Here is a 23471-nt window from a genome sequence, read left to right as displayed (position 1 = left end):
TCAGATCAGGATCCGTTCGGAACAGTTCCGATCAGATCAAGGCTTGTATTTGGTCGGGTCTGCCGGATTGACGAAGAACTGGTTGAGATACTCCGTCGAGCCCCAGGCATCCGCGCCGACATTCAGCCAGTTCTGGGCATTCTCATCACAATCCTCAGGCAGCAATTTCATCACATCGTCATGCGTGATCACCACCGGATCCACCAGCACGGACTGCACTTTGGGGCCTTGACCCTGCAGGGTCCGCATCATGATGCGCCAGATGAGATTGACATCGTCTGCTGGTGGCCAAGTCTGGACTGCCACATTGATCAGGTCTGGATTTTTACGCCAGGTGCACAAAGCACCGCGCTCACCGCCGACGGCGATCTTGACGCCCTGACGACCCGACTGTTTGATCGCGCGGATAACACCCATTTCAGCGGCGGACTGCACGACAATACCGTCAAGTTTGCCCGGATGGGTGGCCAGCCATTTCTGAACTTCGCCCTGTGCCACCTGATCGGTCCACATGCCTGCAATGGAGCCGACGATCTTGATGTCCGGCGCGGTTGCCAGACCGGCCTTGACGCCGCGGTCCTGACTGTCGGAACCGGAGGTGCCCGGAATGCCTTCGACAACAAGGACATTGCCTTTGCCGCCCAGCTCGTCAGCCATGCGCTTGCCGATTTCAAAACCCGCGACCTGATAGTTCACGGACGAATTGACGGCGGTCGGGGCGGTCAGATAGCCGGTCATCGAGAAAACAGGCACACCCCTGTCATAGGCATATTTGATGGTCTGGTTGAGCGCAGTGGGGTTTGAACAACAAACAAAGATGGCATCAACGCCCTGATCGACCAGCTGGCGCATTTGCTGGATCTGAGTTGAGTCGTTAAGGTTGGATTGGGTGACGACCACTTCACTGATCAGGCCCAGATCTTTCCATTTTGGAATGATTTCCTTCTGCAAAGCTTCCATAGCGTTGGCGCGCCATGTGTTGCCCGCATAGGAAGACGCATAACCGATTTTCCATGGTGGTGGATTTTTCGCCTTGAAGTCGCGCAGCGGGCTTGGGCCAACAGGCTGCATCGGGTCCAGCATATCCTTGTTATACAGGCGCTTGGCAACATCGGGATTGATTTCATCAACCCCTTCTGCCTGTGCGGCCATGGCGCCAAATGCGACAAGGCCCAAAGCCACAACAGCTTTCTTGAACAATTTCATCTATGTCTCCTCCTAAATTCACCCCTGAGGCCAGTGCCGTTGTCAGGGTCGTTCCAAACGGAGAAATCCCCGCCTAAAATGAGCATGGATGTTCCTCTTTCCCCATGCCCGTTTGCCGAGCCTTGCCTTATTGCTCAGTCGTAAAAATCATTCGGTGCCTTCAAAAAACTTTGCCAGGTGTCCGGGTCGTGGCCGGTCACAACCATTGCGTTGGTGTCACTTGCGATCCGCCGCAGTTTCTCGACCGAGTTGGCTGCATCGCTTGATGAGTGCACCAGTCCGGGCAACGCCCTATTCTCCCAGTGATCGACCGTATAAGCCGCATCGATGGTCAGCAGCACCGGCCCGGTTCGTGGCAACGTGATCAGGAAAGACTGATGCCCGGGGGCGTGGCCCGGCGTAAAGATGATGCGGACGGAGCCGTCGCCGAACAGGTCGAAATTGTCGGTATATTCGCCTCCAAGAAACTTCCAGTTCAGACCCGGGCGGTCGAAATCGGCGCGAATATAAGCCCCTTCCGAGAACCATTGTGGCTTGAAGGCATATTCATATTCGGCGCGCTGGCAAATGATCTGGGCATTGGGAAAATGCCCAATCGCACCGGTATGATCCAGATGCAAATGCGACTGCAACACATAGCGGATTGAGGCAGGATCGACGCCCACTGCACGCAACTGATCAACACAGTTTTCGGACCGGTCCATGATGGGGTCATAGGCATCCACCACAGCACCCCAATGGCCGCGCTTGTCGATGGCCGCTTCCACTGCATTGCCGCCATCGATGACGATATTGCCCGCTGGATGCTTGATCAGGAACCATGGCACGGGAATTTCAAAGTCATCCTCGCCCTGATTCATCTTGATATATTTCAGTTTCGTGCGCAGCGTTCCGGTCTGAAACATATGCAGTTCGATGCCGGAAGACTCTCCGCCTCTGCGTGCTGAAGCCTTGGATTGCGAAGCCGGTCGTGCCGCCAGACTGTCGGAGCCGATTGTCTGGCCGATCGCGCTGGCATCGGTCGCAATCTTTTGACCCTTTTCATCAAATTCAATGATCTTCATATGCCTGTTCCCGAATAAATTTGTTGCATTCCATTCCCGACCCTAGCGTCAGGTTCGGTTCTCGATCACGCGCAGCGCTTCTTTGAGATAAACCGCAAAGAGCGGATAATTTTCCGACATCGGGAAATGCCCGATATCCTCCATTTCGATATAGATGCCCCCCGGTATCTGACGTGCCGTATTCTCGGTTGCTTCCGGTGGGGTGAGATAATCATAGGTGCCGGTCATCATCACGACCGGGCAGCGGGCCGTATCGATCTCGGCAAGGCGGCCTCGCAAATCATGGTCTATCGAATAGAAATAGAGGTCGCCCTGAAACACTTCCGAGCCTTGGGTATAGTAATGCCAAGTTGCCCAGCGATCCTGCTCGGGGCTTTGCGGGGCCATCAGATCCCACACACCAGAAGCGCAGACCTGAGCGGCATTGACATGGGGGTGACGCCACCATTCCAGAAAGAAGCCCGGCGCATGTTCGGCAGCCTCAACCGGGATGACGGCGCGAAAGCGGTCGGGGTGATGAAGGGCCAGCTGCAGCGCAACATTGCCACCGAAAGACGACCCCATAAAGATCGGATCTTCGAGCTCCAGCGCATCGCAAAAGGCGAGGATGAATTTCATAAAGTGGTCGGCCGTGAGCTTGTATTCCTCTTTCCACCATTCCTTGTTTGTCGGCGGATCCGATTTGCCATGTCGGGCCAGATCATAGGCGATGACGTCATACCGGGCTGTGATGTCCGGATCTTCGAGCAGATCGCGCCATTGATGATTGTGACAACCAGCCGTGTGCTGACAGACAAGAGGCTGCCCCTGTCCGTTGCGGAGATAGAAGACCTTATATTCGCAGCCATCCACATCGATGGTTACATACCGACCCACAACCGGAGAGTGCTTGACCATCAGGTTCCCCCTAAAGAATTTGTATCGTGACCGTGTGCGGTGGCGCCGCATGCGGTTTGGCTCAGACAGGCACGCCCACTTTGCGCAACAGCTCAAATTGAATGGTGAAATTGCGAAGATTTTGCATTAGGACAAGCAAGTTGCCTTCCAGCTTGAGATCGCGCCGGAAGCTCGCAGACCAAATGCCGTGATACATCGGGTTGGGAATAGGCTGCGCAAATTCCCGCCAGGTATCTGGGCTGGCACGCAAGGCAAAATCGTAGGAATCAAGAGGGCCGGGATTGATATTGATTTCATGCACCTTGCCATCCAACATACGAACGATCGCCTTGGCGAGGCCCATATCCAGCAGGTAGGTGCAGGTAAAGTGACGAGCCATTGCGCCAATGGCGGCATCATTGTCCGAGGCTTGACTGAATCTGGTCGCCCAGTCTCTAACACTCAAGGCCATGCGCTCCTCCCCAACCACACGGTGAATATGTGACAAAATTCAAATACTTTTGCCTTGAAAGATGTTCTGATATATGTTTATTGTTCAGTATATGGAACGTCTTTCTATGTACAAAACCATATCCGGGTGTATGGAAGCTTGTCAAGATAGAAAAGAAACTTCAAAAAAAGACGACGAGGAATTATGGACAATCCAACACCAAAACTAGTACCTGCGGTTGAAAGAGCGTCGCGCATTCTGGATTTTGTTGCTCGCAGTCGGACACACCCGACCGTGTCGAAGCTGGCGCAGGAACTGAATCTTGCGAAAAGCTCGGTTCATACGCTTTGTCAAACGCTTGTGGAGCTAAATCTGCTGATCAAGCGGTCCGATCAAGCCTACCAGTTGGGCCCCCATGTCATGCGCTGGTCCAATGCCTTCAATCGACAATCTGACGTTGCAACAGAGTTTGCATCCATTTGGGACACCGAGACCGAAATGCCTGGAGCGACCATCACATTGACGGTCAGAGACGGAGCAGAAGTTGTATATATAGCCGCGCGCAATTCCGAATTTAGTCACTCTTTGATAGAATTTCGTGCCGGAATGCGGCTTCCCGCAGCCTTCACGGCAACGGGAAAGGCCTTCCTCAGCTCGATGAGTGATTTCGAAGTCAAGCGCCTTTATGCAGACGGGTTGCCAGAACCGCGCACACCTTTCAGCGAACAGTCGATTGATGGGCTGCTGGAGGATTTGGCGGCCATTCGCAAACGTGGATATTCCATCGACAATCAGGAAGTGGCAGAAGGCATCATTTGCTTCGGCGCCCCGGTTCTGGACTCTCAGAATACGCCGATTGCCGGCATCGCCGTCAGTCTGCTGATTGAAGATGCCGACGAGACGGACCGTGAAAATCTGATTACCAATGTCAAACGAATCGCGAAACGCTTGTCTGTTCGCATGGGCGCCGATCTCGAATAGCGGTTTCCGGGATCGCTGGCTGATTTCAGACAAAGCGATAGATCCCCGATTGACAGCTGCTGCCGCATAGTGGATATATCTGTTCGTCGGTTTCCTTAACGGAATAAAAAGGGAATTCGGTGCGTGGCAGATGCATGAGCCTGTCACAAATCCGGAGCTGTCCCCGCAACTGTAAACAGAGAGCGCCCTCAAGCTGGCCACTGGATTGTACCAATCTGGGAAGGCCGGGGAGCGCAATGACCTGTAAGCCAGGAGACCTGCCGACATTCAATCATTCAACCCGGGCGGGGTGTCCTGGAGGAGGGTCTCATGACAATGCGCATGTCTCTGCGTCTTCGCCATATTGAATCTGATTGCATCAGACTTGCCCGACTTCGGTTGCCTTGCCGCATCTGGAGTACGGGACATTGCTTTCCAATATCTGGCTATCCGGCCTATCGCGTCTGGCGCGCGCGATCGCCTTCTTTGTGGCATTTGCTGCGGCTTATTCTGTTGCAACTGCAGCCCCTATCAACATCACCGATGACAGCGGTCGCACGCTGACCTTTGACAAACCATTGAAGCGCGCAGTCGTCTTCAACCGCTACAATGCTGAGTTCATTCGTGCGGTGGCTGGCATGGACGTGATCGTCGGTGTCGACAGTTGGGTGACGCGCGATCCCACCTACTGGCCGGACCTCAAGGAGGATATGCTTGTCGGGAAAGGGCAGCGAGAGCCAAATTACGAGGCGATCATTGCACAAGACCCCGATGTTGTGATCTTCCCCCGCAACGGCAGTTGGCAGGAGGCCATCAAGACGCTCGAGCCTTTCGACATTCCTGTTGTGGTACTGACCGGCTGGGATGTCCTCAAGCATGTCTCCAACATTACCGCCTTTGGCAAGATGTTCGACGCCGAGGAAAAGGCCGCCAAGCTCAACGCCTTCTATACTGGCAACATGGCGCTGTTGAAAAAACGGCTTGAAGGCGTAGAGCGCAAGACGGTCTATCTCGAGGAGAAAACGCCCTATCGTTCCGTGCTGCGTGGCTCCGGCTGGCATGACATGATCGAAGCGGCTGGCGGACGCAATATCTTTGAACATGTCGATATTGAAACCCAGCCCAAAGAGCGCGGAAGTGTCCACAATCATGAAGTGGACCCCGAAGCAATCCTCAAGGCACAGCCGGACATGATCATCAAGCTTCAGCCCGGCTCCTATCCGCTTCACCCGGAAAGCTTCTCACAGGCCTTCTTTGAAGCGCTAAAGGAACGTCCTGGTTTTGACGCACTGCCGGCAATCAAGAATGGTGATGCCTACCACATGAACTACTATCTGGCTGGAGGTTGTTCCAAGATGATTGGCGCGCTGTCGATTGCCAAATGGCTTTATCCAGACCGCTTCGAAGATGTTGATCCAGATGCGGTGATGAAAACATGGCTGGAGGATTTTCAGGGTGTCGCCTATCCGGGACGCTACTGGGCCAAGGTCTCCGAATGGGAAGCAGGTCAGTGATGAACAGGGCCTTCTCTCCATCGGAGGTCATCCCATCTGGGTCATCCGTTCAGGATCCATCGGGGGATATCCGGCGAGCCTATGCTCGCCGGACCATCCGTGCCTCCCTGATTTGCCTATCGGGCGTGCTGCTGCTGGCTCTGCTGTCGGTCTTTGCGGTTTCCCTTGGCGCCAATGACATTTCACTGCTTCAGGCCATTCAAATACTTCTTGGTCCCGTCCTGCCCGCCAATCTGTTTGCCGAAGTGTCCGTTCTGCAGGAGAAGGTCGTGATGCAACTGCGCCTGCCGCGCATCACCATGGCCCTCGTTGGCGGTGCCGGGCTGTCGGTCGCGGGCGTCATGATGCAGGGGATCACGCGCAATCCGCTGGTCAGTCCCTTCACCGTGGGCCTTTCCCCCGCTGCGGCCTTCGGGGCGGCGCTGGCCATCCTGTTGGGAGCTTTGCAAATGCCCGAACTGGGCACCTACATGATGGTTGGCGGCGCATTTGCCTCATCCATGCTGTGTGCCGGGATTGTTCTGGGGATTGCCGGTTTGAGTGGCATCTCCGCAACGACGATCATTCTGGCAGGTATCGGGTTGACCTATCTGTTCAGTGCCTTCACCGCGACCCTGCAATTTGTTGCCACGCAAGAGCAGCTAGCCGCGATCGTTCACTGGACATTCGGCTCATTGAATGCCGCCAGCTGGGATGAGGTAGGCTTCTCTGCTGTGATGCTTGCGATTGCCGCGCCTATTTTCTGGCGGATGGCATGGGCGCTCAATGCCATGGCTGCCGGAGAAGAAACCGCCGCCTCACTCGGCTACAATCTCAAAAGGGTTCGCCTCGTAACGGCGCTGCTTTCGGTGTTGATCACCGCCTGCATCATCGCCTTTACCGGGGTCATCGGCTTCATCGGGCTGGTCTCGCCCCACATTGCCCGGATGATGATCGGCAATGACCATCGTTGGCTGGTGCCTTTCTCGATGATTGTCGGGGCCTTTCTGCTGCTGGTTGCCGATACCATCGGCCGATCCCTCTTCTCACCCGCTGTCATCCCCGTCGGCATTGTCGTGGCCTATGTGGGCGTGCCGCTCTTCGTGCATTTGATCCTGAGACAACGCCGGAGGGCCATGCAATGATCCGCATAGACAAACTCACTCTGTCCTATGGCAAACGCACCATCCTTGACGCGATTTCCCTTGTCGTGAACAAGGGGGAATGCGTCGGACTGCTCGGGGCCAATGGAGCGGGCAAGAGCACATTGCTCAAATGTGTGGCGCGGCTGGCAGCGCCTGACAGCGGTCAGATCGATGTGGCGGGCAAGGCAATCGAGGCCTATTCACGCCGCGATTATGCCCGCCATGTTGCCTATGTGCCCCAGCATATCCCGGATGATGTGGCGCTATCCGTGGTCGATCTGGTTCAGTTGGGGCGCACGCCACACTTGACCGGCAAGTTGGGCGCACAGGATCGCGAGATGGTGATTGCCGCTCTTGAGCGGGTCAACATGGTCCATCACGCTTTTTCTGAGGTGTCCACCCTTTCGGGTGGGGAACGCCAACGTGTTGCCATCGCCCGGGCTCTAGTGCAGGAGCCTCAGATCCTGCTGCTCGATGAGCCAACCTCGGCGCTGGATCTCAAATATCAGATGGAGACGATGTCCCTCATCCGCACGCTTGCTGCCGAGACCGAGATGACAATCATCATCGCCGTTCATGATCTCTCCCTCGCCGCACGCTATTGCTCCCGCTTGGCGTTGCTTGCCGAGGGACGCATTCGGGCTCTTGGATCGTGGCAGGCAGTTCTGACGCCCAATCACATCCGCCATGCCTATCAGGTCGAAGCCCTAGTCGGCGCTGTTCAGTCCTACCCTTACGTATTGCCGATCGAGAGTGGGGATCCCCAATGAAACCAGCCATTCTGTTGCTCGCAAAGGCCGCCATGGCGGCAAAACCCAGAGAGGAAATGCAAGGATTGTGCGACGCCATTGCTGCCAGAAATCCGCATTATCTCGTTACCTATGCCTTGCAGGAACTTGGGACACCATCCTTGCGTGCCCGCCTGACAGAGCTCGCGGACCAAAAGGCTGAAGAGGTCGTCATCATCTCGCTGATCTTCCCGATGGAGCCGGCTTTTCCGGGCTGGATCAAGAAATCGGTGCATCGCTGGATCGCACAGCGCAAAAGTGCGGACTTCCCGCGCATCAGGATTGCCCATCCGCCCATCACTCAGACAGATAAGCTCGGAGAGATGATAGACGCGCTCGTCCGGTCAGCCGAGCAAAGCGATGTGGTGCAGGAGGCTGTCAAAATTCCCAAAGGAAGTGTTGTGCCCGATCAGAAATATCGTCTTCTGGTCTGTATGGGTGGGGCCTGCAATGATGCGGGCGCAAGCACCCTGTTCAACCATGTCCGGTCTGAGCAGGACCGCTTGAAACTGAGGGACAAAGGGGCTGGCATGATGAGTTGCAAGACCAGTTGCCTTGGTCCATGCAGCCTTGCACCTGTCATTCAGGTCTGGCCGGAAGGCACGATCTATGGCGGGGTGGACGAGCAGGATATCGACCGCATTCTGGACCGTCACATCGCAAAGGGAGAGCCGATTGACGTCCTCAGCTATCCTTTGAACGGCAAGAAACAGGGACTGAAGTGAGGGAGCATTGGTCTGAATTTGGGCCGGGTTCCCGATATCCATGCTTTTGTTGCCATCAGCAATATCGGGTATCACGGCCCAAGTTTGTATCAGTTCGTGCTGGAATCCCAATCGCGGGGTTATCGTCCCCCGGTCACATCGAGGATGCCACCTGTGCAATAGCTAGCCTCTTCAGAGCATAGCCAGGCAATGGCCGAACCTACCTCGTGCGCAGTTCCGGGTCTGGCTATGGGAATGGCTTTGCTCAATCGTTCAGCTCTGTCCGGTTGGCCTCCGCTTGCATGCAAGTCCGTTTCAATCAGACCCGGCCGGATGGCATTGACGCGAATCCCCTGACCTGCGAGCTCTTTGGAAAGACCCAGCGTCAATGTGTCGATCGCCCCTTTGCTGGCGGCATAATCGACATATTCGAACGGCGATCCAAGGCGAGCAGCAGCAGAGGATACAAGCACGATCGCAGCATCCTTTCCGGTCTTCTGGTCAGGCAAACGTCTTGCAGCTTCGCGGGCAAACAGGACCGCTCCCAAGACGTTGGTGTCAAAGATGGTTTTCAGGCGTTCAATGGACATTTCGGCAAGCGGCATGGACGGCGCAACGACACCGGCATTGACCACGACGGCATCCAGCCCGCCAAATGTCGAGATCGTCTCGTCAAATGCCCGCACCACATGGTCTTCCTGAACCGTATCCCCCTGAATGGCAATCGCTTCGGCGCCCTTTGCGCGGATCTCTTCCACAGCCTGCTGCGCAGCGTCATGATCCCCACGATAGGTGAAGGCGATGTTCCATCCCTGGCCCGCCATGATCAGGGCAGTGGCCCGCCCGATGCCTCTGGAGCCCCCGCTAATGAGAACAGTTTTGGTCATAGATTTGGATCCTCCAGATTTCAGAAATTTGCATTATACAGGCCCCCAAGTCACTCCCAGATCCCCGGCGAGTCAATATACTGATGATGTGGTCTTTCGACACACCGTTTCCTGCAAGCACGACCCCTTGCAGACATGGACCAGCGGCCACCTCTCGGGTGTCAACTCTGATGCTTGATCAAGCCAAGCTTTCGGTCCCTCTGCCCTGTCAGAAATGCCCCGCCATGACACATATTTTTCTAACTCCAAATGGTTTCAGTGCCATGGTCCAGCAGATGCACCACGCCTTGCGGTTCTTGCAGGCGCAAGATCTGTTCATCGGACAGTCCGAGATAAACACCGCGGATCACTTTGCCAATTTGGCCATGGGCGACGGCGATGGTGGGGCCGATCAGGCTGTCGAGCCATTGGGTTGCGCGCTTGCGCATATCGTCCATGGTTTCACCATCAGGGGCGCCGAAATACCAGTCATAGTCAGGCTTTCCCGCCATATGATCGGGGAACTGCTCTTCCATTTCTGCGCGTTTCAGACCGCTCAGCTTGCCGAGATCAATTTCCTTGAGCAAGTCGATTGGCGTTGGATCGAACGGGAAATGCTTTTTGATGTTGGCAGAGGTTTCGAGGGTCCGGCCGATGGGGCTGACCATCTGGGTATAGCCCTCTGGCGTGATCAATTCACGCTTGAGGATCTCGCCAAGCCTTTGGGCCTGCGCTTGACCCTTTGCGGTCAGGGGCGAGTTAAGATGGCCTTGAGCGCGACCGGCGAGGTTCCATTCGGTTTCGCCATGGCGCATGAAAACAATACGGGGATAGGACATGGATATTTTGGCTGCTTCGACAAGGTTGCCCGACACGTTATAGAAGCTCCGGCCTACTGGGGCAAATCCGAAAGGTCCGATCCATCCATTTGCGCAATTGCATGTAGAGAAGACAAGCCAATGGGTGCTTACGACGGTTCGCCCCCATTGCGACGATGGCGTTTCGCTTTCGCGATTCACGCTTGCATCACACAGACACCAAGCATTTGTCCGGTGGGAAAGGCATGTCTCGATTGAACTTTCCACAAAGGGAAGCGCAGGTTTTGGCGACGAGACCAATCTATAAGAATAGGTTTTGCTTCTCGGAGCATTTCAAACTTTCGTATACAAAAATTGTATGATAAATCCATAAAAAAATCATACTATGGAGTTTCGGATGCGCCGTTCGATGTTGCTTGCCGCTGTTTTTGCCACTCTCTTGTCTGCCAACTCGGTCGCGGCTGCGCCTCCGCCGCTTGTTCTGGCGGTTGGCGGCGAGCCGGAAACCGGGTTTGATCCTATCATGGGCTGGGGGCGGTATGGCAATCCACTCTTTCAGGCAACTCTGCTGCGTCTTGATGCCAATTTTGAAATGACTGGAGATCTGGCAACAAGTTGGGCCCTCTCCGAAGATCGCCTGATCTGGACAGTCACCATTCGCACAGACGCAAAATTCTCCGATGGCTCCGCCCTGACTGCCGAAGACGTTGCCTTCACCTACAACAAGGCTAGGGACGCTGGCGGTCTGACGGATATGAAGATCCTCAAGGAAGCCCGCGCAACAACCCCCGATACGGTCGAGTTTGAACTCACCAAACCGCAGATCACCTTTGCCTCTCAACTCGTGGCGCTCGGGATCGTGCCCCAAAAAGGCTACGGGGATGACTATGCGCGTCACCCGCTGGGAGCAGGTCCCTTCAAGATGGTTGAATGGCGGGAAGGCGAGCAATTGATTGTCGAACCCAATCCCTATTGGCACGGCGAGAAAATCGCGTTTCCGCGCGTGACCTTCGTCTTTGGCGAAGAGGCCGTGGTGCTCAATTTGGCACGCTCTGGCGCGGCGCATCTGGTTGCCGTGCCGCCGCTCGATGCGGCGCATGCCCCCAATGGCATGACGGTCAAGCATATCGATACGGCCGACAATCGCGGCATCGCATTTCCAACCGTTCCTTCTGGTGGTCAAACCGAAAAAGGGCATCCGATCGGCAATGATGTGACCGCGGACCGAGCCATTCGCTTCGCCATCAACCAAGGGCTAGACCGGGAGGCTCTGGTGGCCTTGGCGCTGAATGGCCATGGCACGCCAGCTTACGGCCCTGTTGACGGTCTGCCTTGGGACAATCCGGACGCCCATCTGGAGGGCGGTGACGTGGACGCGGCAAAAGCCACGCTGGATGCCGCTGGCTGGCGGGACGAAAATGGCGACGGGATTCGCGAAAAGGATGGCCAACAGGCCCGCTTCCCGCTTGTCTATCCATCATCAGACTCCCTGCGACAGGCTTTGGCACTGGGCGCGGCTGAACAAATGCGCGCCTTTGGCATTGTGGCAGAGCCACGGGGCCTGAGCTGGGATGCCATTGGCAATGAAATGCATGCCAGTGCAGTGATTTTGGGATGGGGCGCGCATGATCCATCCGAAATCTACGCCCTGTATCATGGCAACAATGCCGGTGTTGACTGGTACAATACCGGCCTATATCGCAATGCGACGGTCGATGCGCATTTGGATGCAGCCCAGTCAGCTCCGAGCTTCGAGGCCTCACTTGCTGAATGGAAGGCAGCCCAATGGGACGGCAAAACGGGGTTCAGCGCCAAGGGTGATGCGCCTTGGGCCTGGATGGTCAATGTCAAGCATTCCTACTGGATCAGCGACTGTCTGGATATCGGTCCGGTTCAGATTGAGCCCCACGGCCATGGCTATCCGATCACACAGGGCTTGCCGGGCTGGAAGTGGACATGCGAATGAGCTGGCATCATTGGCTTCCAAGGGTGCTGGCGGAGCGCGCCATCCGCCTTGTCTGGCTGCTGCCTCTGGCCATGGTGGGGCTTTTCACCCTCATCAGACTTGCACCGGTTGATCCGGTGCAGGCCTATGTCGGGGCGCGGGTTGCGCTGGTCGGGCCGGAGCAGCGCGATGCCATCGCCCAGTCCTGGGGCCTCAATGATCCGGTTCCGGAGCAGTTTCTGCGCTGGGTCACCCATTTCATCCAAGGCGATCTGGGGGACAGCATGCTGTTCAACGCGCCGGTCGTTGATGTGATCATGGCGCGCTGGCCTGCCTCCATTTCGCTGATTGGAGCCGCCTTCCTCTTCTCTCTCGTGATCGGCACCTCTTTGGGACTGATTGCTGCTGCATCCAGAGGCCATTGGCCAGATCGTGCCATTCGCGCGTTTGCCGTGACGCTGGCTGTCAGTCCGGGCTTCTGGCTGGCATTGATTCTGATCGCTGTCTTTTCCGTCCAACTTGGCTGGTTGCCCGCTTGCTGTTCCGCCTCTCCGGGCCTGACAACGGCCGAGGTGACGTGGGGCGACCGATTGCGTCACTTGATCTTGCCTGCCATCACGGTCTCGGTCGTTGGCATCGCGCCACTGATCCTGCACGCGCGCGCGCGCGCGCGTGCCTTTCTGGAAGGACCGGCAGCGCGTCATCTCAAGGCCCATGGGGCTCGAAATCTGTCCCTTCTGATGGGCCCCGGTCTGCGCCATGCGCTGGGCCCAGCTCTCACGATTCATTTGGCTGGTGCCGGGGAGTTGATCGGCGGCTCGGTTTTGGCCGAGACGATCTTCTCATGGCCGGGCTTGGGCGAAGCAACGGTGCGGGCAGCCAAAGGGGCCGACGCGCCTCTGTTGATGGGGGTCGCTCTGGCGACGCTGGCCGTTGTGTTTCTTGGCAACATGCTGGCAGACATTTGCGCCCATCTTCTGGATCCACGGCTGCGGGATCAGGCAGGGAGCAGACGCCAAAAGCGCAAGAGCGTGGCGCGGCTGCAATCTTCCGATTTTGAAACAGCGCGTGAGGGGAAATCGTGACGGATCTTACCGAGAAAGCGCGCTTTGATGCATGGCCGGAGCAACCGGGCTGCGCTGCCGGGTCGGGAGGACGAAAGCATGCCTCTCGCATTCGCCGCCAGGCCGTCGTGAGCGGACTCATCGCCTTGAGTCTGGTGCTGGGCGTGTTTGCCTATTCGCTGTTTGCCTCATCCGATGATCTGCGCGTCAGCCCATCCCTGCGCATGCTCGCGCCGTCGCTCGATCATATCTTCGGTACCGACCTGCTGGGCCGCGACATGCTGTTGCGGACACTGCTGGCGCTTGGCCAATCGATCGGCATCGGGCTGTTTGCCGGATTTGTTTCGACAGCGTTGGCTGTGATTTTGGGTCTGATGGCGAGTGTCAACCGCGTCGCCGACCGGATTGTCGGCATTGCCACCGAGCTGTTTCTTGGCCTGCCGCATTTCGTGCTGTTGATGCTGGTCGCCTATGCAGCAGGCGGTGGTGTGCAAGGTGTTATTCTCGGGGTCGGCCTGACCCACTGGCCACGTCTTGCCCGCCTGTTGCGTCATGAAACCCAACGCGTGCTTGCATCAGACTATGTCGCGGTATCCCGCGGGTTGGGACGCAATTCAACATGGGTTGCGCGGAAGCATTTGTTGCCTCACCTTATCCCACAGATCATTGCGGGTTTCGTACTGATTTTTCCGCACGCCATATTGCACGAGGCCGGGCTGTCCTTTATCGGGCTCGGCGTCCCGCCGCATCTGCCGTCCATTGGTGTCATTCTGTCCGAGTCGCTCCGGGCGCTGGGATCCGGCCTCTGGTGGCTGGCTTTCTTCCCCGGTTTGGGGCTTTTGCTGGTGGCCTTGTCCTTCGAGATCTTCGGGGAATCCTTGCGCCGTGCCTCTGACCCGAATGAAGGAGTGGCCTGATGCTGGTGGTTAAAAATCTGTCCGTTCTTTTTCGGCAGCATGACGGGTCGCGTCTTGCACCGATCAGGGATGTCACCTTCACTTTGCCACGCGGTCGTCTCACCGGCCTTGTCGGAGGGTCCGGCGCCGGCAAGAGCCTGATCGCCGAAGCCCTGATCAGCAACTTGCCACATAATGCTGAACGATCGGGGCAGATGGAATTTGACGGCACTCCGCCCAAACAGGGCGCATTGGCCCTTGCACCGCAAAGCAGGGATGCATTGGACCCACTCTGCCCGGTGGGGCGACAGGTGGCTCGTTTCGCAAGCCTTGCGGGACATAATTGCGATGTCGCTGCGCTTTTCTCCCATCTTGGTCTTTCACCCGAATGCCTCGAGCAATGGCCGCATGAGCTTTCCGGAGGCATGGCCAAACGGGTGCTGCTGGCGACCGCGCTGGCAACCGGGGCCGAATGCATCATCGCGGATGAACCCACCGCCGGTTTGGACGGAAAGGCTGCGGATCGCATCATGGCGCTTCTTGCCTCCCTTGCCGAGAGTGGCAAGGCGGTGCTTGTGATCAGTCATGATCTGCAGCGGCTAACCGGGATTGCGCATCAGATGGTTATCTTGAAAGAAGGGGAACAGGTCGAGGTGGCAGACACCGAAGCCTTTCATAAGGGAACGCTTGCCCATCCCTTCTCCAAGGCACTTTGGCAGGCACAAAGCTGGGACGGCTTTGCTGATCTGACAGAAGAAGGGGTCTTGTATGCTTAGGGCTGAAGGACTGGTCCACCGATTTGGCGATCAGCTGATTCTGGATCAGGCGGGCCTCGAAATCGGGGCCAATGACCGCATCGGCATTGCTGGTCCCTCGGGGGTCGGCAAAACGACATTGGGCCGCATTCTTGCCGGGCAAATTCAGCCGCAAGCAGGCAGGGTCTTGTGGAACGGAGAGGCTCTTGCCGAATTTGATGGCCCCTCCCCGGTCCAACTGGCACCCCAATCTCCAGAGATGGCGGTTGATCCGCGTTGGTCTGTCGCTGATATTCTCAAGAATGGCGGCGCACTTGACGACTCAATTATTGAAGGCCTTGGCATTCGGCCCGAATGGCATGGGCGATTGGCGCGGGAGCTGTCCGGTGGGGAGCTGGCGCGTGTTTCACTGGCCCGCCTGCTGTTGCCCTCAACGCGCCTGCTTATCTGCGATGAGATCACGGCTCAGCTCGATGCCATCTCGGCGCGACAAATCTGGCAGGCCCTGTTGACGGTTCTTGCCAAACAACACGTCGCCCTGATCGTCATCAGCCATGATGACACGTTGCGCAGGGCTGTGTGCAATACCGGCTTTCTGCTTCAGGACAAATGCCTGAAGCCGGATATGTGATGGCAATAGCATGTGTGGCAGGATGGCTTCCTTTCGGCCACGCAGCCAATTTTGGTTCATCGTTCCGCATAGGTTGGTATGCGTCGCTCAATCCATGCCTCAAGCCCTTCATGCACATCCTGTGTCGCACACATGCGGGCAAACTGCTCCCGTTCGATCAGCAATCCTTCATCAATCGTCGTGTTGATCCCCCGGGTCACAGCCGCAAGGATACGTGATGTAGCGAGCGGCGAATGGCAGTTGATCCGGTTGGCAAGATCCATTGCAGCCGGCAGCAGGTCTGCATGGGCCACCATGCTGTTTACAAGCCCCAACTCAACGGCACGATCCGGGCTGAAAGGTTCACCGGTCAGCAACAATTCGAGTGCACGCTTGCGTCCGGCAAGGCGTGGCAAACGCTGTGTGCCACCGAAGGTGGGCGGAATGCCGATATTGATTTCCGGCTTGGCAAAGACGGCCTGCTCCGATGCCACGGCCAGATGAGCCGCTTCGGTGATTTCACACCCACCCCAATAAGCAATGCCGTTGACGGCGGTGATGACTGGCTTTGGGAAGGTTTCCAGCCGAGCGGTCAATGCCTGACCGCGTCGGCAAAAGTCTCTCACCGCCTCGTCTGCTCCATTGCGGATGCTCCGGGAGAATTCATGAATGTCCCCTCCTGCCGAAAAAGCCCGCTCGCCTGCACCGGTCAGAATAACCGCTCGGATCGCGCCATCCGCCTCGATCTTATCGAATAGAGCAAGCAGCCGATCGGCCATCGCATAATTGATCGCATTCAGTTTTTCGGGGCGATTGAGTGTCAAAAGAGCAATTCGGCCCCGTTGTTCGAATTTGACGTTGTCGTTGCTTTGCATGCCGTCTCTCCTTTCGTGGTTGCCTTTCGTGGTTGCCTTTCCTGGTTGACTGGCAAGGTAGCGAGCGGCAAGCTGTACGGAAACTCACTAGTCAGTATACATACAGAATGCGAGAGTGCACGCCCATGACTTCACCTTCAAAACCGGCTCGCGAACGGATCATCGATGCAGCCAACCGCTTGTTCTATCGGGAGGGTATCCGCGCGGTGAGTGTTGACGCCGTGGCGGAGAAGGCTGGCATCACCAAGAAGACGCTCTATTATCATTTCAAGAGCAAGGATGACCTTGTGACAGCCTATCTCACCGCACGAGATCAACCCAACCTCGCGCTCTTTGAGACATGGTTCGATGCAGAAGATGGCAATGTGGAGGATAAGGTCGAGGCGATCTTCATCGCGCTGGCACAATCATCGCGCCATCCCAAATGGAAAGGCTGCGGTTTCCTGCGCACGGCGGCGGAGCTTGCCAACATGCCCGGTCATCCGGCGATGCAGGTGGGGGCGGCGCATAAGAAAAAATTCGAAGCCTGGCTTGCGGGACGCCTTGCGCAGGCGCAGGTGCGACAGCCAGATGCCACGGCACGCCAGATCAATCTGATTATGGATGGCGCTTTCTCGCTGATGCTGGTGCATCGCGATCCTGCCTATATCGAAGAAGCCGGGCGCGCCGCTCGGGCGATCACCGCAGGTGCTTTGCATTCGGTGGATTGAACTGGGATTGTCCCGAGCAACCAGTGCAAAGGGATATCCGCGCTTTTTGTTGCTTTGAAATGGCACCTCCGGGGTGGCCCCATCCAACGCCTTATTGCGACACCCTATTGTGACGCCTCGCTTTCGATGGCTGGTGATATTTTGTTCGTGCGCCCCTTGTGCCGTTTGATGAAGTCTTTCACCTGACGATAATTCTCTTGCGTCGCAAAGATCGTGAAGTCCGGGCGCCACCAGCCCGGCCGTTTCAGAATGAACATATTTTGCACTGGACGTTCCCAGACACTATCCACCTTGTCCCACGACAGGTGACCATTTTTTCCAGCCTTGGCCGCCAGAGGGGTGGCCGTCAAGGTAAGGTTGCCTGTTGCCACGCCGAAGGCCCCGCCTGCGGCAATCAATTCTCGCGCAACTTCATCATCTTCCATGGCATAGACACCCGTGTCATCGAGAACATAGCGCATCCGAATGGATGGTTTGATTGCCAAAAGGATGAGAAGAACAAAGGCGAAAAAGGCAAGAAAGACTGCGCAGAGGATTGCGAAAATTTTTGCGCCCTCCAGCGGGCCGAATGTCCATCCGTTGACGATACCAACAAGCGATGCCAGCAAAAAACAGGGAATGAAAATTGCTGCCAGTATGGGCTTGAAGATGGATGCGGACATAACCCGCGCTTTCGCATGCCAATCCATCCAGTTTTCGCTGTTTGATTGGGTGTCCATTTGACGATCTCCGCTTTATGCCAAGAATAATCCCAATCAGTTCTAAAATGCGTAGGCCCTTTGTCGCAGACTACAGATGTAGCACCGGCTTTGCACTCAACGCGGCCAGTTATATTGTCAGGGGCGAAGCCTCCTTCAAACGCGGTTTTGGTTTCTGTCCTGAAAGATCGAGAATAGACCACTTGCAATGATGATCGCCGCGCCGAAAATCGTCATGGCATCGAGACTCTCCCGCCAGATGAGCCAGCCGAACAACATTGCCCAGGGCAAGCCTGTATAATCGAGCGGGGCGACAATTGAAGCCGGTGCGAGCCGAAAGGCCTGCGTCATCATGGTCATTCCGGCGGTGCCGAAGACCGCAATTCCCACAAAGAACCAGAGGTCCTCCAAACGGATTGGCACCCAAACCAGCGGCACGATCAATGCACTGAGCAATGCTCCGGCACCGGTCAGATACACCAGAAGCGTCCAGACACTTTCACGCGGGTCAACCCAGCGGGCACTAAGCATCAACAAGGCATAGACAAGGGCCGTCGTGACGGGAAGCAAGGAGATCAACTGAAAGGTTGCTCCCCCCGGCCGGATGATTATTAGGACACCGAGAAACCCTGTGGCGACAGCCAGCCAGCGCCGCCAGCGGACGGCCTCTCCGAGGAACAGCGCCGAGATCATGGTGATGAAGAAGGGCGCCACGAAAATCAGCGCCGTCGCCTCGGCCAGAGGGAGATAGATGAAGCTGGTGAAGAACATCATAGTTGCGCCGACCCAGAGCGCACCACGCAGCAGATGAGCTGCAGGCCGCTGTGACCGCAGGGTCAATGGTCCCCCCATAACCAATGCAATGAGCAGGGTGAATGGCAGGGCAATCACATTGCGCAGAAACAGGATTTGCAGCGGCGAATAGCCGGAGGTCAGGGTTTTGGCGATCGCGTCGTTGGCGCTCAGACAGGCCACGCCTGCAATCATCAACAGAATGCCTGAAGCTTGACTTCTTCGCATGGTGTGGTTCGCTGCGGTCATGGTCATCCCCTCCAAGCACTGCCGGCCCTTGTTTTGACCGGACAGGCATCGGCGGGACATTCGGAGCCACGTCTGCTAGACAGGTCGAAACACTTGATACTGCTTTCGCAGGGAAACCGGCATTGCGCATGCGGTTTCTGACGACCATTCAAGCATGCCTTGCGACGGAGCGCCACATGCCGCGAGCCGCCATTGTTGCGACTTCGCAGGAACCAAGCTTGTTATCCGGGAAGAGAAAGCGGGTGGCGGCATCCTTAGAATGGCTTCCCACCTCGGGCATGTTGCACTCGGGATCAGGGCAACGGATGGCCGATAAAACGCGGCCCGAACATGGCTGGTTGCCAGTGCCGGGTCGCGTCTTGTTTCAAGCCAACTGACTATCCATCCAGCTTGCTGCAGAAAGCCTCAAACGCTTCGATTGAAGCGTAGGATTTCTGTGTGCCGGGACGGGTGATTGAGTCAGCGGCATAGCGCGCGGCCATTTTCAGCGCCAGATCCAGATCGGATTCCTTGGTGAAATAGTGCGCGAAACTGCCGATGAAGGCATCGCCCGCACCTGTCGTGTCCATGGGCTGCACGGCGACCGGTTCGATCCGTTTGCAGGCCTCCTCTGTGACCAACAAGGCCCCTTTGGATCCCAGCGTGACTATGACGGTCTTGATGCCCTTGGCCATCAGGCTACGGGCTGCAGCCTCTGCACTGGGCGCATCGCTGACTTTCATGCCGGTCAAAAGCTCTAACTCGCTCTCATTGGGGACGAGATAGGTCACACCGGTGATGCGGGAAACATCCAGATCCGGCTGGGCAGGCGCCGGGTTGAGCAGGGTCGGAATGCCATGTTCCGCACCAAAAGCAATCACGTGATAAATCGTTTCCAGTGGCACTTCGAGCTGCATGACAATGAGGGAGCATTGTTTGAGATCCTCTGAAGCCTTGTCGACTTCCGCCGGGGTCAATGCATTGTTGGCCCCTTTGACGATCAGAATGCTGTTCTCTCCCGATTTCTCGACAAAGATCGGTGCGACGCCAGATGAGGTATCGGGGACGCGCACCACATGACGCGCATCGATGCCGACCTGTTCAAAATTGCGAATGGTATTGTCGGCAAAGATGTCATCCCCGACGCGGGTGACCATCATCACATCACTGCCCAATCGGGCGGCAGCAACGGCCTGGTTGGCCCCCTTGCCACCGCATCCCAGAGAGAAATCCGGCGCTTCCAAAGTCTCTCCCGGCCCGGGCATGCGGTCCACATAGGTAATCAAATCCACCATATTGCTGCCCACGACAGCGATTTTTCCGGCCATTGTCATCCCTTTCCTTCTCTTAGCGAAGCGTCTGTCAGCAAGGCTCCCCGCTCAAAGAGCGCGGATCTGCTGTTCGGCGCCATCGGCTTGCGTCTTTGTCATGTAACCAAGCCTGACGGTAAAATCGGCCTGTTCGCCCGATGGGAGCTCACGGACATTGCCCTTTTTCTTCTCAGCCAGATAACCCTCTGGTTCACAGGTCGATGGCAAGGCAAAAGCGGCCACCTGCTGATCGTCATTGACGAGGATCCAGCGTACCGTCTGGGGGAAATCTTCCTTGCTATAGGCGATGTGAAAGGCATCGCCCTCACGTCGCCGCATCATGCAGGCGGTGTTGCCATGTGCATCTGCCCCGACCTCGCGCAGGTAAAGCACCTGTTCGGGATTGTAACGCTGCGGCTCGTCCAGCACTTCCAATCCGGACGGATCGCTCGCCAGCGCATCGATGAAAGCCAGATAGTCCGGGGTCGTCTGGACATGTCCGGGCACCGCCGTGCGCACCTGGGTGCGGTCAGGGGTGAAGGGCGCAGGTTGAATGATCTTCGCCCCCTCACAATAGGCAAAATTGACGTGGCACATATACATCAGGTCCATGGGGGCCCCGCCCAGATTCTTGACGGACATGGCCATGTCGAACAGGGTGGAATCGGGGCGCAGGACGATCCGTGGCATTGCCAGATAATGATCGCCAAAGCCCATCACATATTCCACCGCTCCGGTCACTGCCAAATAGGCCCCTTCCCCGTCTTCACCACATTCGAGCCCGGCCTTGTCCATCGCCGCGACGGGCATTTCACCATGCAAGGCATGGCTATCGTTTGGCGACGGACAGCCATTGCGCAACAGGCCGGAATGGAAGGCAAAGCAGCCATACGTCCCGGCAATGTCAGATGCCGGGCGCGGCATTGAAAACATGTTCTTCATGGTCAGATCGATACCGTCGAACTCGGCATCCCAGATCATCTGGCCATAGTAAGGCAGAACGACCAAATGGCCCCGCTCGTTGCTCAGTCTGAGGGCCTCGATACCACTATCATACTTGAATGTTGACGCTGTCATGCCTGCATAGGTGGCGACAACTTGTTCATGTGCGGCAAAATCCACTTTGCGCAACATAATATTGACCGAGTTCATTTCTCTTTCCTCCCTGACACCGATCCAATGCCATAAGACACTGGATCGGTTCCAAGTTCATTCTGTGACGAGACAGTTAGCGATTGCGATTCTTGTAGGCATTGATGGCAATCACCAGCAGCAGGAATGCACCCCAGATAAAGTCGATGAGGTGATTGCTGAAGCGCAGGATCTGGAAGCCGCTCGAGAGCAACATCAATGCCACCACCGCGATGGACACCCCGGCGACAGACCCCTTGCCACCTGCCGGATTGGTGCCACCCAAAACCGCAATAAGAACAGCCTGCAGCAAATAGGACGTTCCGTAATCCGACTTGGCCGCGTTGGTGCGTCCGGACAGGATGATCCCCGCCATGCTGGCCAGAACCCCGGACAGCATGTAGCTGTAGAAAATCATCCGTGACTTTTTCAGACCGGCAAAGATGGCAGCTCGCGGATTGGAGCCAATCAGCATCAGATTGACGCCAATGGTGGTGCGGGTCAGAAGGAAAGCCACAACGCCTGCAACCAGCAAGAAGAGCAGGAATGGCACCGCGATCCCCATAATCTTGCCGTTGCCCAGAAACGCCCAGGCTTCGGGGAAGCCAACGATCGCAGGACCACCGGTCAGCACCAGCGCCAGTCCGACAAAAACCTGCCCTGTGCCGAGCGTGGCCAGAATCGGGGTGATGTTGAACTTGGTAATCAGAAAGCCGTTCAGCATGCCTGCGGTTAGTCCCACACACAGGGACAAACAGACACCGACCAGAACCATCAGGCTGCTTTCCTCCATTCCCAGATCACGAATGAGGTAATGGAACAGCACGCCGGACAGGATCCCCGACAGGTTGGCAATCCCGACGACGGACAGATCGATGCCGCCGGTCAGCATGGCCACCATCATGGCAATCGATAGCAGTCCCAGTTCTGGAAACAGGTAGGTGATGGATTCAAAATTGTAGTAGCGCAGGAACTTGTCCGGACTAAGAGCCGTCATGATGAGGAAAATCAAAACGGTCATCATGATCAATTGCATGATATTGTTTTCACGATTGATCAGAGATCGAAAATCGAAAGAGGGTTTCATCTCTTTACTCCTCACACATTGCGTTTGCGGTCACGCCAAGCGGTCATCGCCGTGGCAATGACGATGACGATGCCGACCACGACACGTTGCCAGGTGGTTTCCACCTTCATGATGATCAGGCTGTTCTTGACCATGACGAGCATAAAGACACCCAGCATCGTGCCGAGCACCGAGCCACGCCCGCCAAAGATACTGGCCCCGCCCAGAACGACTGCGGCAATCACATCAAGCTCCAATCCCACAAAGTCTCGCGGATTTGCCAGCCAGATCATGCCGCTGTGCAGCAAGCCGCCGAACCCTGCCAACATGCCGGCAAAACAGTAGATGAAGAAGGTGGTACGCCGCACGTCGAAGCCAACGCGTTTGGCCGCCTCGGAATCTCCACCCAGTGCATAGACACTGCGTCCGATCATGGTATAGCGCAACACGAAATGAACCAGCAGCGCCAGCCCGACATAGATCAGCACCATCGCGGTCAAACCGAAATAGGTGCCATCGGGCTTGGTCATCGAAATGACTTCCGTTTTGGCAAAATCGATCAGGCCATCTGGCATCTTGTTGATGTTGATCATGCTTGTTCCGACAATGCCGAGCAGAAAGCCCCGGACCATGCTGCCTGTGCCCAATGTCACAATCAGCGGGATCATCTTGAACTTGTAAACGAAGAAGGCATTCAGGCAGCCGAACAGCATGCCCATCATCGCCGCAGCAATGAACGGAATGATCACCCCGTCATGGCCAAAGAAGATCATGCCCTTGACGGTCAGATACATGGCAGCAACGGCAAAGGCGGGAAAAGAGACGTCAATGCCGCCCGAGATCATCACCACCAAAACCCCGAGAGCCATGATGCCGATAATGACGTTGCTGCGCATCAGCGAGAAGAGATTGTCCAACTGCCAGAAGGCAGGATTGATGAGACCGATCACGACCATGGACAAGAGAAGGATGACCGCAATCACAAATTCGGATCGTTTGAAAAGTTTCATGGCCGCCCCC

Annotated in this window: 24 protein-coding genes and 1 riboswitch; of the genes, 11 read left to right on the top strand and 13 right to left on the bottom strand. The window is 56.5% G+C overall.

The window, feature by feature from the left end:
* Window positions 1-36 precede the first annotated feature (36 nt).
* The 4 genes from FDK21_RS17165 to FDK21_RS17150 all read right to left on the bottom strand — a co-directional run bounded on the left by FDK21_RS17165 (window position 37) and on the right by FDK21_RS17150 (window position 3618).
* On the bottom strand, window positions 37-1206 hold the full coding sequence (locus FDK21_RS17165; protein ID WP_114011569.1) for an ABC transporter substrate-binding protein: 1170 nt from the start codon (window positions 1204-1206) through the stop codon (window positions 37-39).
* A 134-nt stretch (window positions 1207-1340) separates the two neighbouring features.
* The gene (gene attM, locus FDK21_RS17160) at window positions 1341-2111 is read right to left on the bottom strand and encodes an N-acyl homoserine lactonase AttM (RefSeq protein ID WP_114011609.1); all 771 of its coding nucleotides are present in this window, start codon (window positions 2109-2111) and stop codon (window positions 1341-1343) included.
* A 207-nt stretch (window positions 2112-2318) separates the two neighbouring features.
* On the bottom strand, window positions 2319-3167 hold the full coding sequence (locus FDK21_RS17155; protein WP_114011568.1) for an alpha/beta hydrolase: 849 nt from the start codon (window positions 3165-3167) through the stop codon (window positions 2319-2321).
* A 61-nt stretch (window positions 3168-3228) separates the two neighbouring features.
* Window positions 3229-3618: a hypothetical protein gene (locus FDK21_RS17150; RefSeq protein ID WP_114011567.1), complete on the bottom strand. Its 390-nt coding sequence runs from the start codon at window positions 3616-3618 to the stop codon at window positions 3229-3231.
* Between the two features lie 183 nt (window positions 3619-3801).
* Here FDK21_RS17150 and FDK21_RS17145 point away from each other — a divergent pair, with 183 nt between their 5' ends.
* From FDK21_RS17145 to FDK21_RS17125, 5 genes are all read left to right on the top strand, one after another.
* Complete coding sequence (locus tag FDK21_RS17145; RefSeq protein WP_114011566.1) at window positions 3802-4578, top strand: IclR family transcriptional regulator; 777 nt, start codon at window positions 3802-3804, stop codon at window positions 4576-4578.
* 70 nt (window positions 4579-4648) lie between these two features.
* A riboswitch (cobalamin riboswitch) is annotated at window positions 4649-4858 on the top strand.
* Between the two features lie 127 nt (window positions 4859-4985).
* Window positions 4986-6071, top strand: coding sequence for an ABC transporter substrate-binding protein (locus tag FDK21_RS17140; RefSeq protein WP_246657607.1), 1086 nt, complete (start codon window positions 4986-4988; stop codon window positions 6069-6071).
* On the top strand, window positions 6071-7195 hold the full coding sequence (locus FDK21_RS17135; RefSeq protein ID WP_138150133.1) for an iron ABC transporter permease: 1125 nt from the start codon (window positions 6071-6073) through the stop codon (window positions 7193-7195). Before FDK21_RS17140 ends, FDK21_RS17135 begins: the two co-directional genes overlap by 1 nt.
* Entirely contained in the window at window positions 7192-7965 is a 774-nt protein-coding gene (locus tag FDK21_RS17130) for an ABC transporter ATP-binding protein (RefSeq protein WP_138150130.1), read from the top strand. The genes FDK21_RS17135 and FDK21_RS17130 overlap by 4 nt, the downstream gene beginning before the upstream one ends.
* Entirely contained in the window at window positions 7962-8708 is a 747-nt protein-coding gene (locus FDK21_RS17125; RefSeq protein WP_138150127.1) for a (2Fe-2S) ferredoxin domain-containing protein, read from the top strand. Before FDK21_RS17130 ends, FDK21_RS17125 begins: the two co-directional genes overlap by 4 nt.
* A gap of 119 nt (window positions 8709-8827) precedes the next feature.
* Here FDK21_RS17125 and FDK21_RS17120 read toward each other — a convergent pair whose 3' ends face one another.
* Window positions 8828-9574 (bottom strand): SDR family oxidoreductase, encoded by a 747-nt coding sequence (locus FDK21_RS17120; RefSeq protein ID WP_114011561.1) that lies wholly within the window; start codon window positions 9572-9574, stop codon window positions 8828-8830.
* Between the two features lie 239 nt (window positions 9575-9813).
* On the bottom strand, window positions 9814-10392 hold the full coding sequence (locus tag FDK21_RS17115) for a histidine phosphatase family protein (RefSeq protein WP_138150124.1): 579 nt from the start codon (window positions 10390-10392) through the stop codon (window positions 9814-9816).
* Between the two features lie 376 nt (window positions 10393-10768).
* Between FDK21_RS17115 and FDK21_RS17110 the strand changes: the two genes are divergently transcribed.
* From FDK21_RS17110 to FDK21_RS17090, 5 genes are read left to right on the top strand one after another with little or no spacing between them, the layout of a single operon-like run.
* Window positions 10769-12337 (top strand): ABC transporter substrate-binding protein, encoded by a 1569-nt coding sequence (locus FDK21_RS17110; protein WP_138150121.1) that lies wholly within the window; start codon window positions 10769-10771, stop codon window positions 12335-12337.
* Window positions 12334-13401, top strand: coding sequence for an ABC transporter permease (locus FDK21_RS17105; protein ID WP_210238827.1), 1068 nt, complete (start codon window positions 12334-12336; stop codon window positions 13399-13401). Before FDK21_RS17110 ends, FDK21_RS17105 begins: the two co-directional genes overlap by 4 nt.
* Entirely contained in the window at window positions 13398-14297 is a 900-nt protein-coding gene (locus FDK21_RS17100; RefSeq protein ID WP_210238826.1) for an ABC transporter permease, read from the top strand. The genes FDK21_RS17105 and FDK21_RS17100 overlap by 4 nt, the downstream gene beginning before the upstream one ends.
* Complete coding sequence (locus tag FDK21_RS17095) at window positions 14297-15052, top strand: ATP-binding cassette domain-containing protein (RefSeq protein ID WP_138150115.1); 756 nt, start codon at window positions 14297-14299, stop codon at window positions 15050-15052. The genes FDK21_RS17100 and FDK21_RS17095 overlap by 1 nt, the downstream gene beginning before the upstream one ends.
* Window positions 15045-15662: an ATP-binding cassette domain-containing protein gene (locus tag FDK21_RS17090; protein WP_138150112.1), complete on the top strand. Its 618-nt coding sequence runs from the start codon at window positions 15045-15047 to the stop codon at window positions 15660-15662. The genes FDK21_RS17095 and FDK21_RS17090 overlap by 8 nt, the downstream gene beginning before the upstream one ends.
* Window positions 15663-15718: 56 nt before the next feature.
* Here FDK21_RS17090 and FDK21_RS17085 read toward each other — a convergent pair whose 3' ends face one another.
* The gene (locus FDK21_RS17085; protein ID WP_138150109.1) at window positions 15719-16516 is read right to left on the bottom strand and encodes a crotonase/enoyl-CoA hydratase family protein; all 798 of its coding nucleotides are present in this window, start codon (window positions 16514-16516) and stop codon (window positions 15719-15721) included.
* Between the two features lie 125 nt (window positions 16517-16641).
* Between FDK21_RS17085 and FDK21_RS17080 the strand changes: the two genes are divergently transcribed.
* The gene (locus FDK21_RS17080; protein WP_138150106.1) at window positions 16642-17226 is read left to right on the top strand and encodes a TetR/AcrR family transcriptional regulator; all 585 of its coding nucleotides are present in this window, start codon (window positions 16642-16644) and stop codon (window positions 17224-17226) included.
* Between the two features lie 104 nt (window positions 17227-17330).
* Here the strand turns inward: FDK21_RS17080 and FDK21_RS17075 are convergent, their stop codons facing one another.
* The 6 genes from FDK21_RS17075 to FDK21_RS17050 form a co-directional block, all read right to left on the bottom strand.
* Complete coding sequence (locus FDK21_RS17075; RefSeq protein WP_138150104.1) at window positions 17331-17945, bottom strand: hypothetical protein; 615 nt, start codon at window positions 17943-17945, stop codon at window positions 17331-17333.
* Between the two features lie 135 nt (window positions 17946-18080).
* A complete protein-coding gene (locus FDK21_RS17070; protein ID WP_138150100.1) occupies window positions 18081-18965 on the bottom strand; it encodes a DMT family transporter in 885 nt (294 codons plus the stop codon).
* Window positions 18966-19342: 377 nt separating this feature from the next.
* Window positions 19343-20272 carry a ribokinase gene (rbsK, locus tag FDK21_RS17065; RefSeq protein WP_138150097.1) on the bottom strand — a complete coding sequence of 310 codons (930 nt, stop codon included), beginning with the start codon at window positions 20270-20272 and terminating at the stop codon, window positions 19343-19345.
* 51 nt (window positions 20273-20323) lie between these two features.
* Entirely contained in the window at window positions 20324-21406 is a 1083-nt protein-coding gene (locus tag FDK21_RS17060; protein ID WP_138150095.1) for an aldose 1-epimerase family protein, read from the bottom strand.
* A 76-nt stretch (window positions 21407-21482) separates the two neighbouring features.
* Window positions 21483-22472, bottom strand: coding sequence for an ABC transporter permease (locus tag FDK21_RS17055; protein ID WP_114011550.1), 990 nt, complete (start codon window positions 22470-22472; stop codon window positions 21483-21485).
* 11 nt (window positions 22473-22483) lie between these two features.
* Window positions 22484-23461 (bottom strand): ABC transporter permease, encoded by a 978-nt coding sequence (locus FDK21_RS17050; RefSeq protein ID WP_138150093.1) that lies wholly within the window; start codon window positions 23459-23461, stop codon window positions 22484-22486.
* Between the last annotated feature and the right edge of the window lie 10 nt (window positions 23462-23471).

It is taken from the genome of Cohaesibacter sp. CAU 1516 (assembly GCF_005771485.1).
GTDB classification, from domain to species: domain Bacteria; phylum Pseudomonadota; class Alphaproteobacteria; order Rhizobiales; family Cohaesibacteraceae; genus Cohaesibacter; species Cohaesibacter intestini.
Note: the sequence above shows the minus strand (reverse complement) of the source record. Positions and strands in the feature narration are given on the sequence as shown.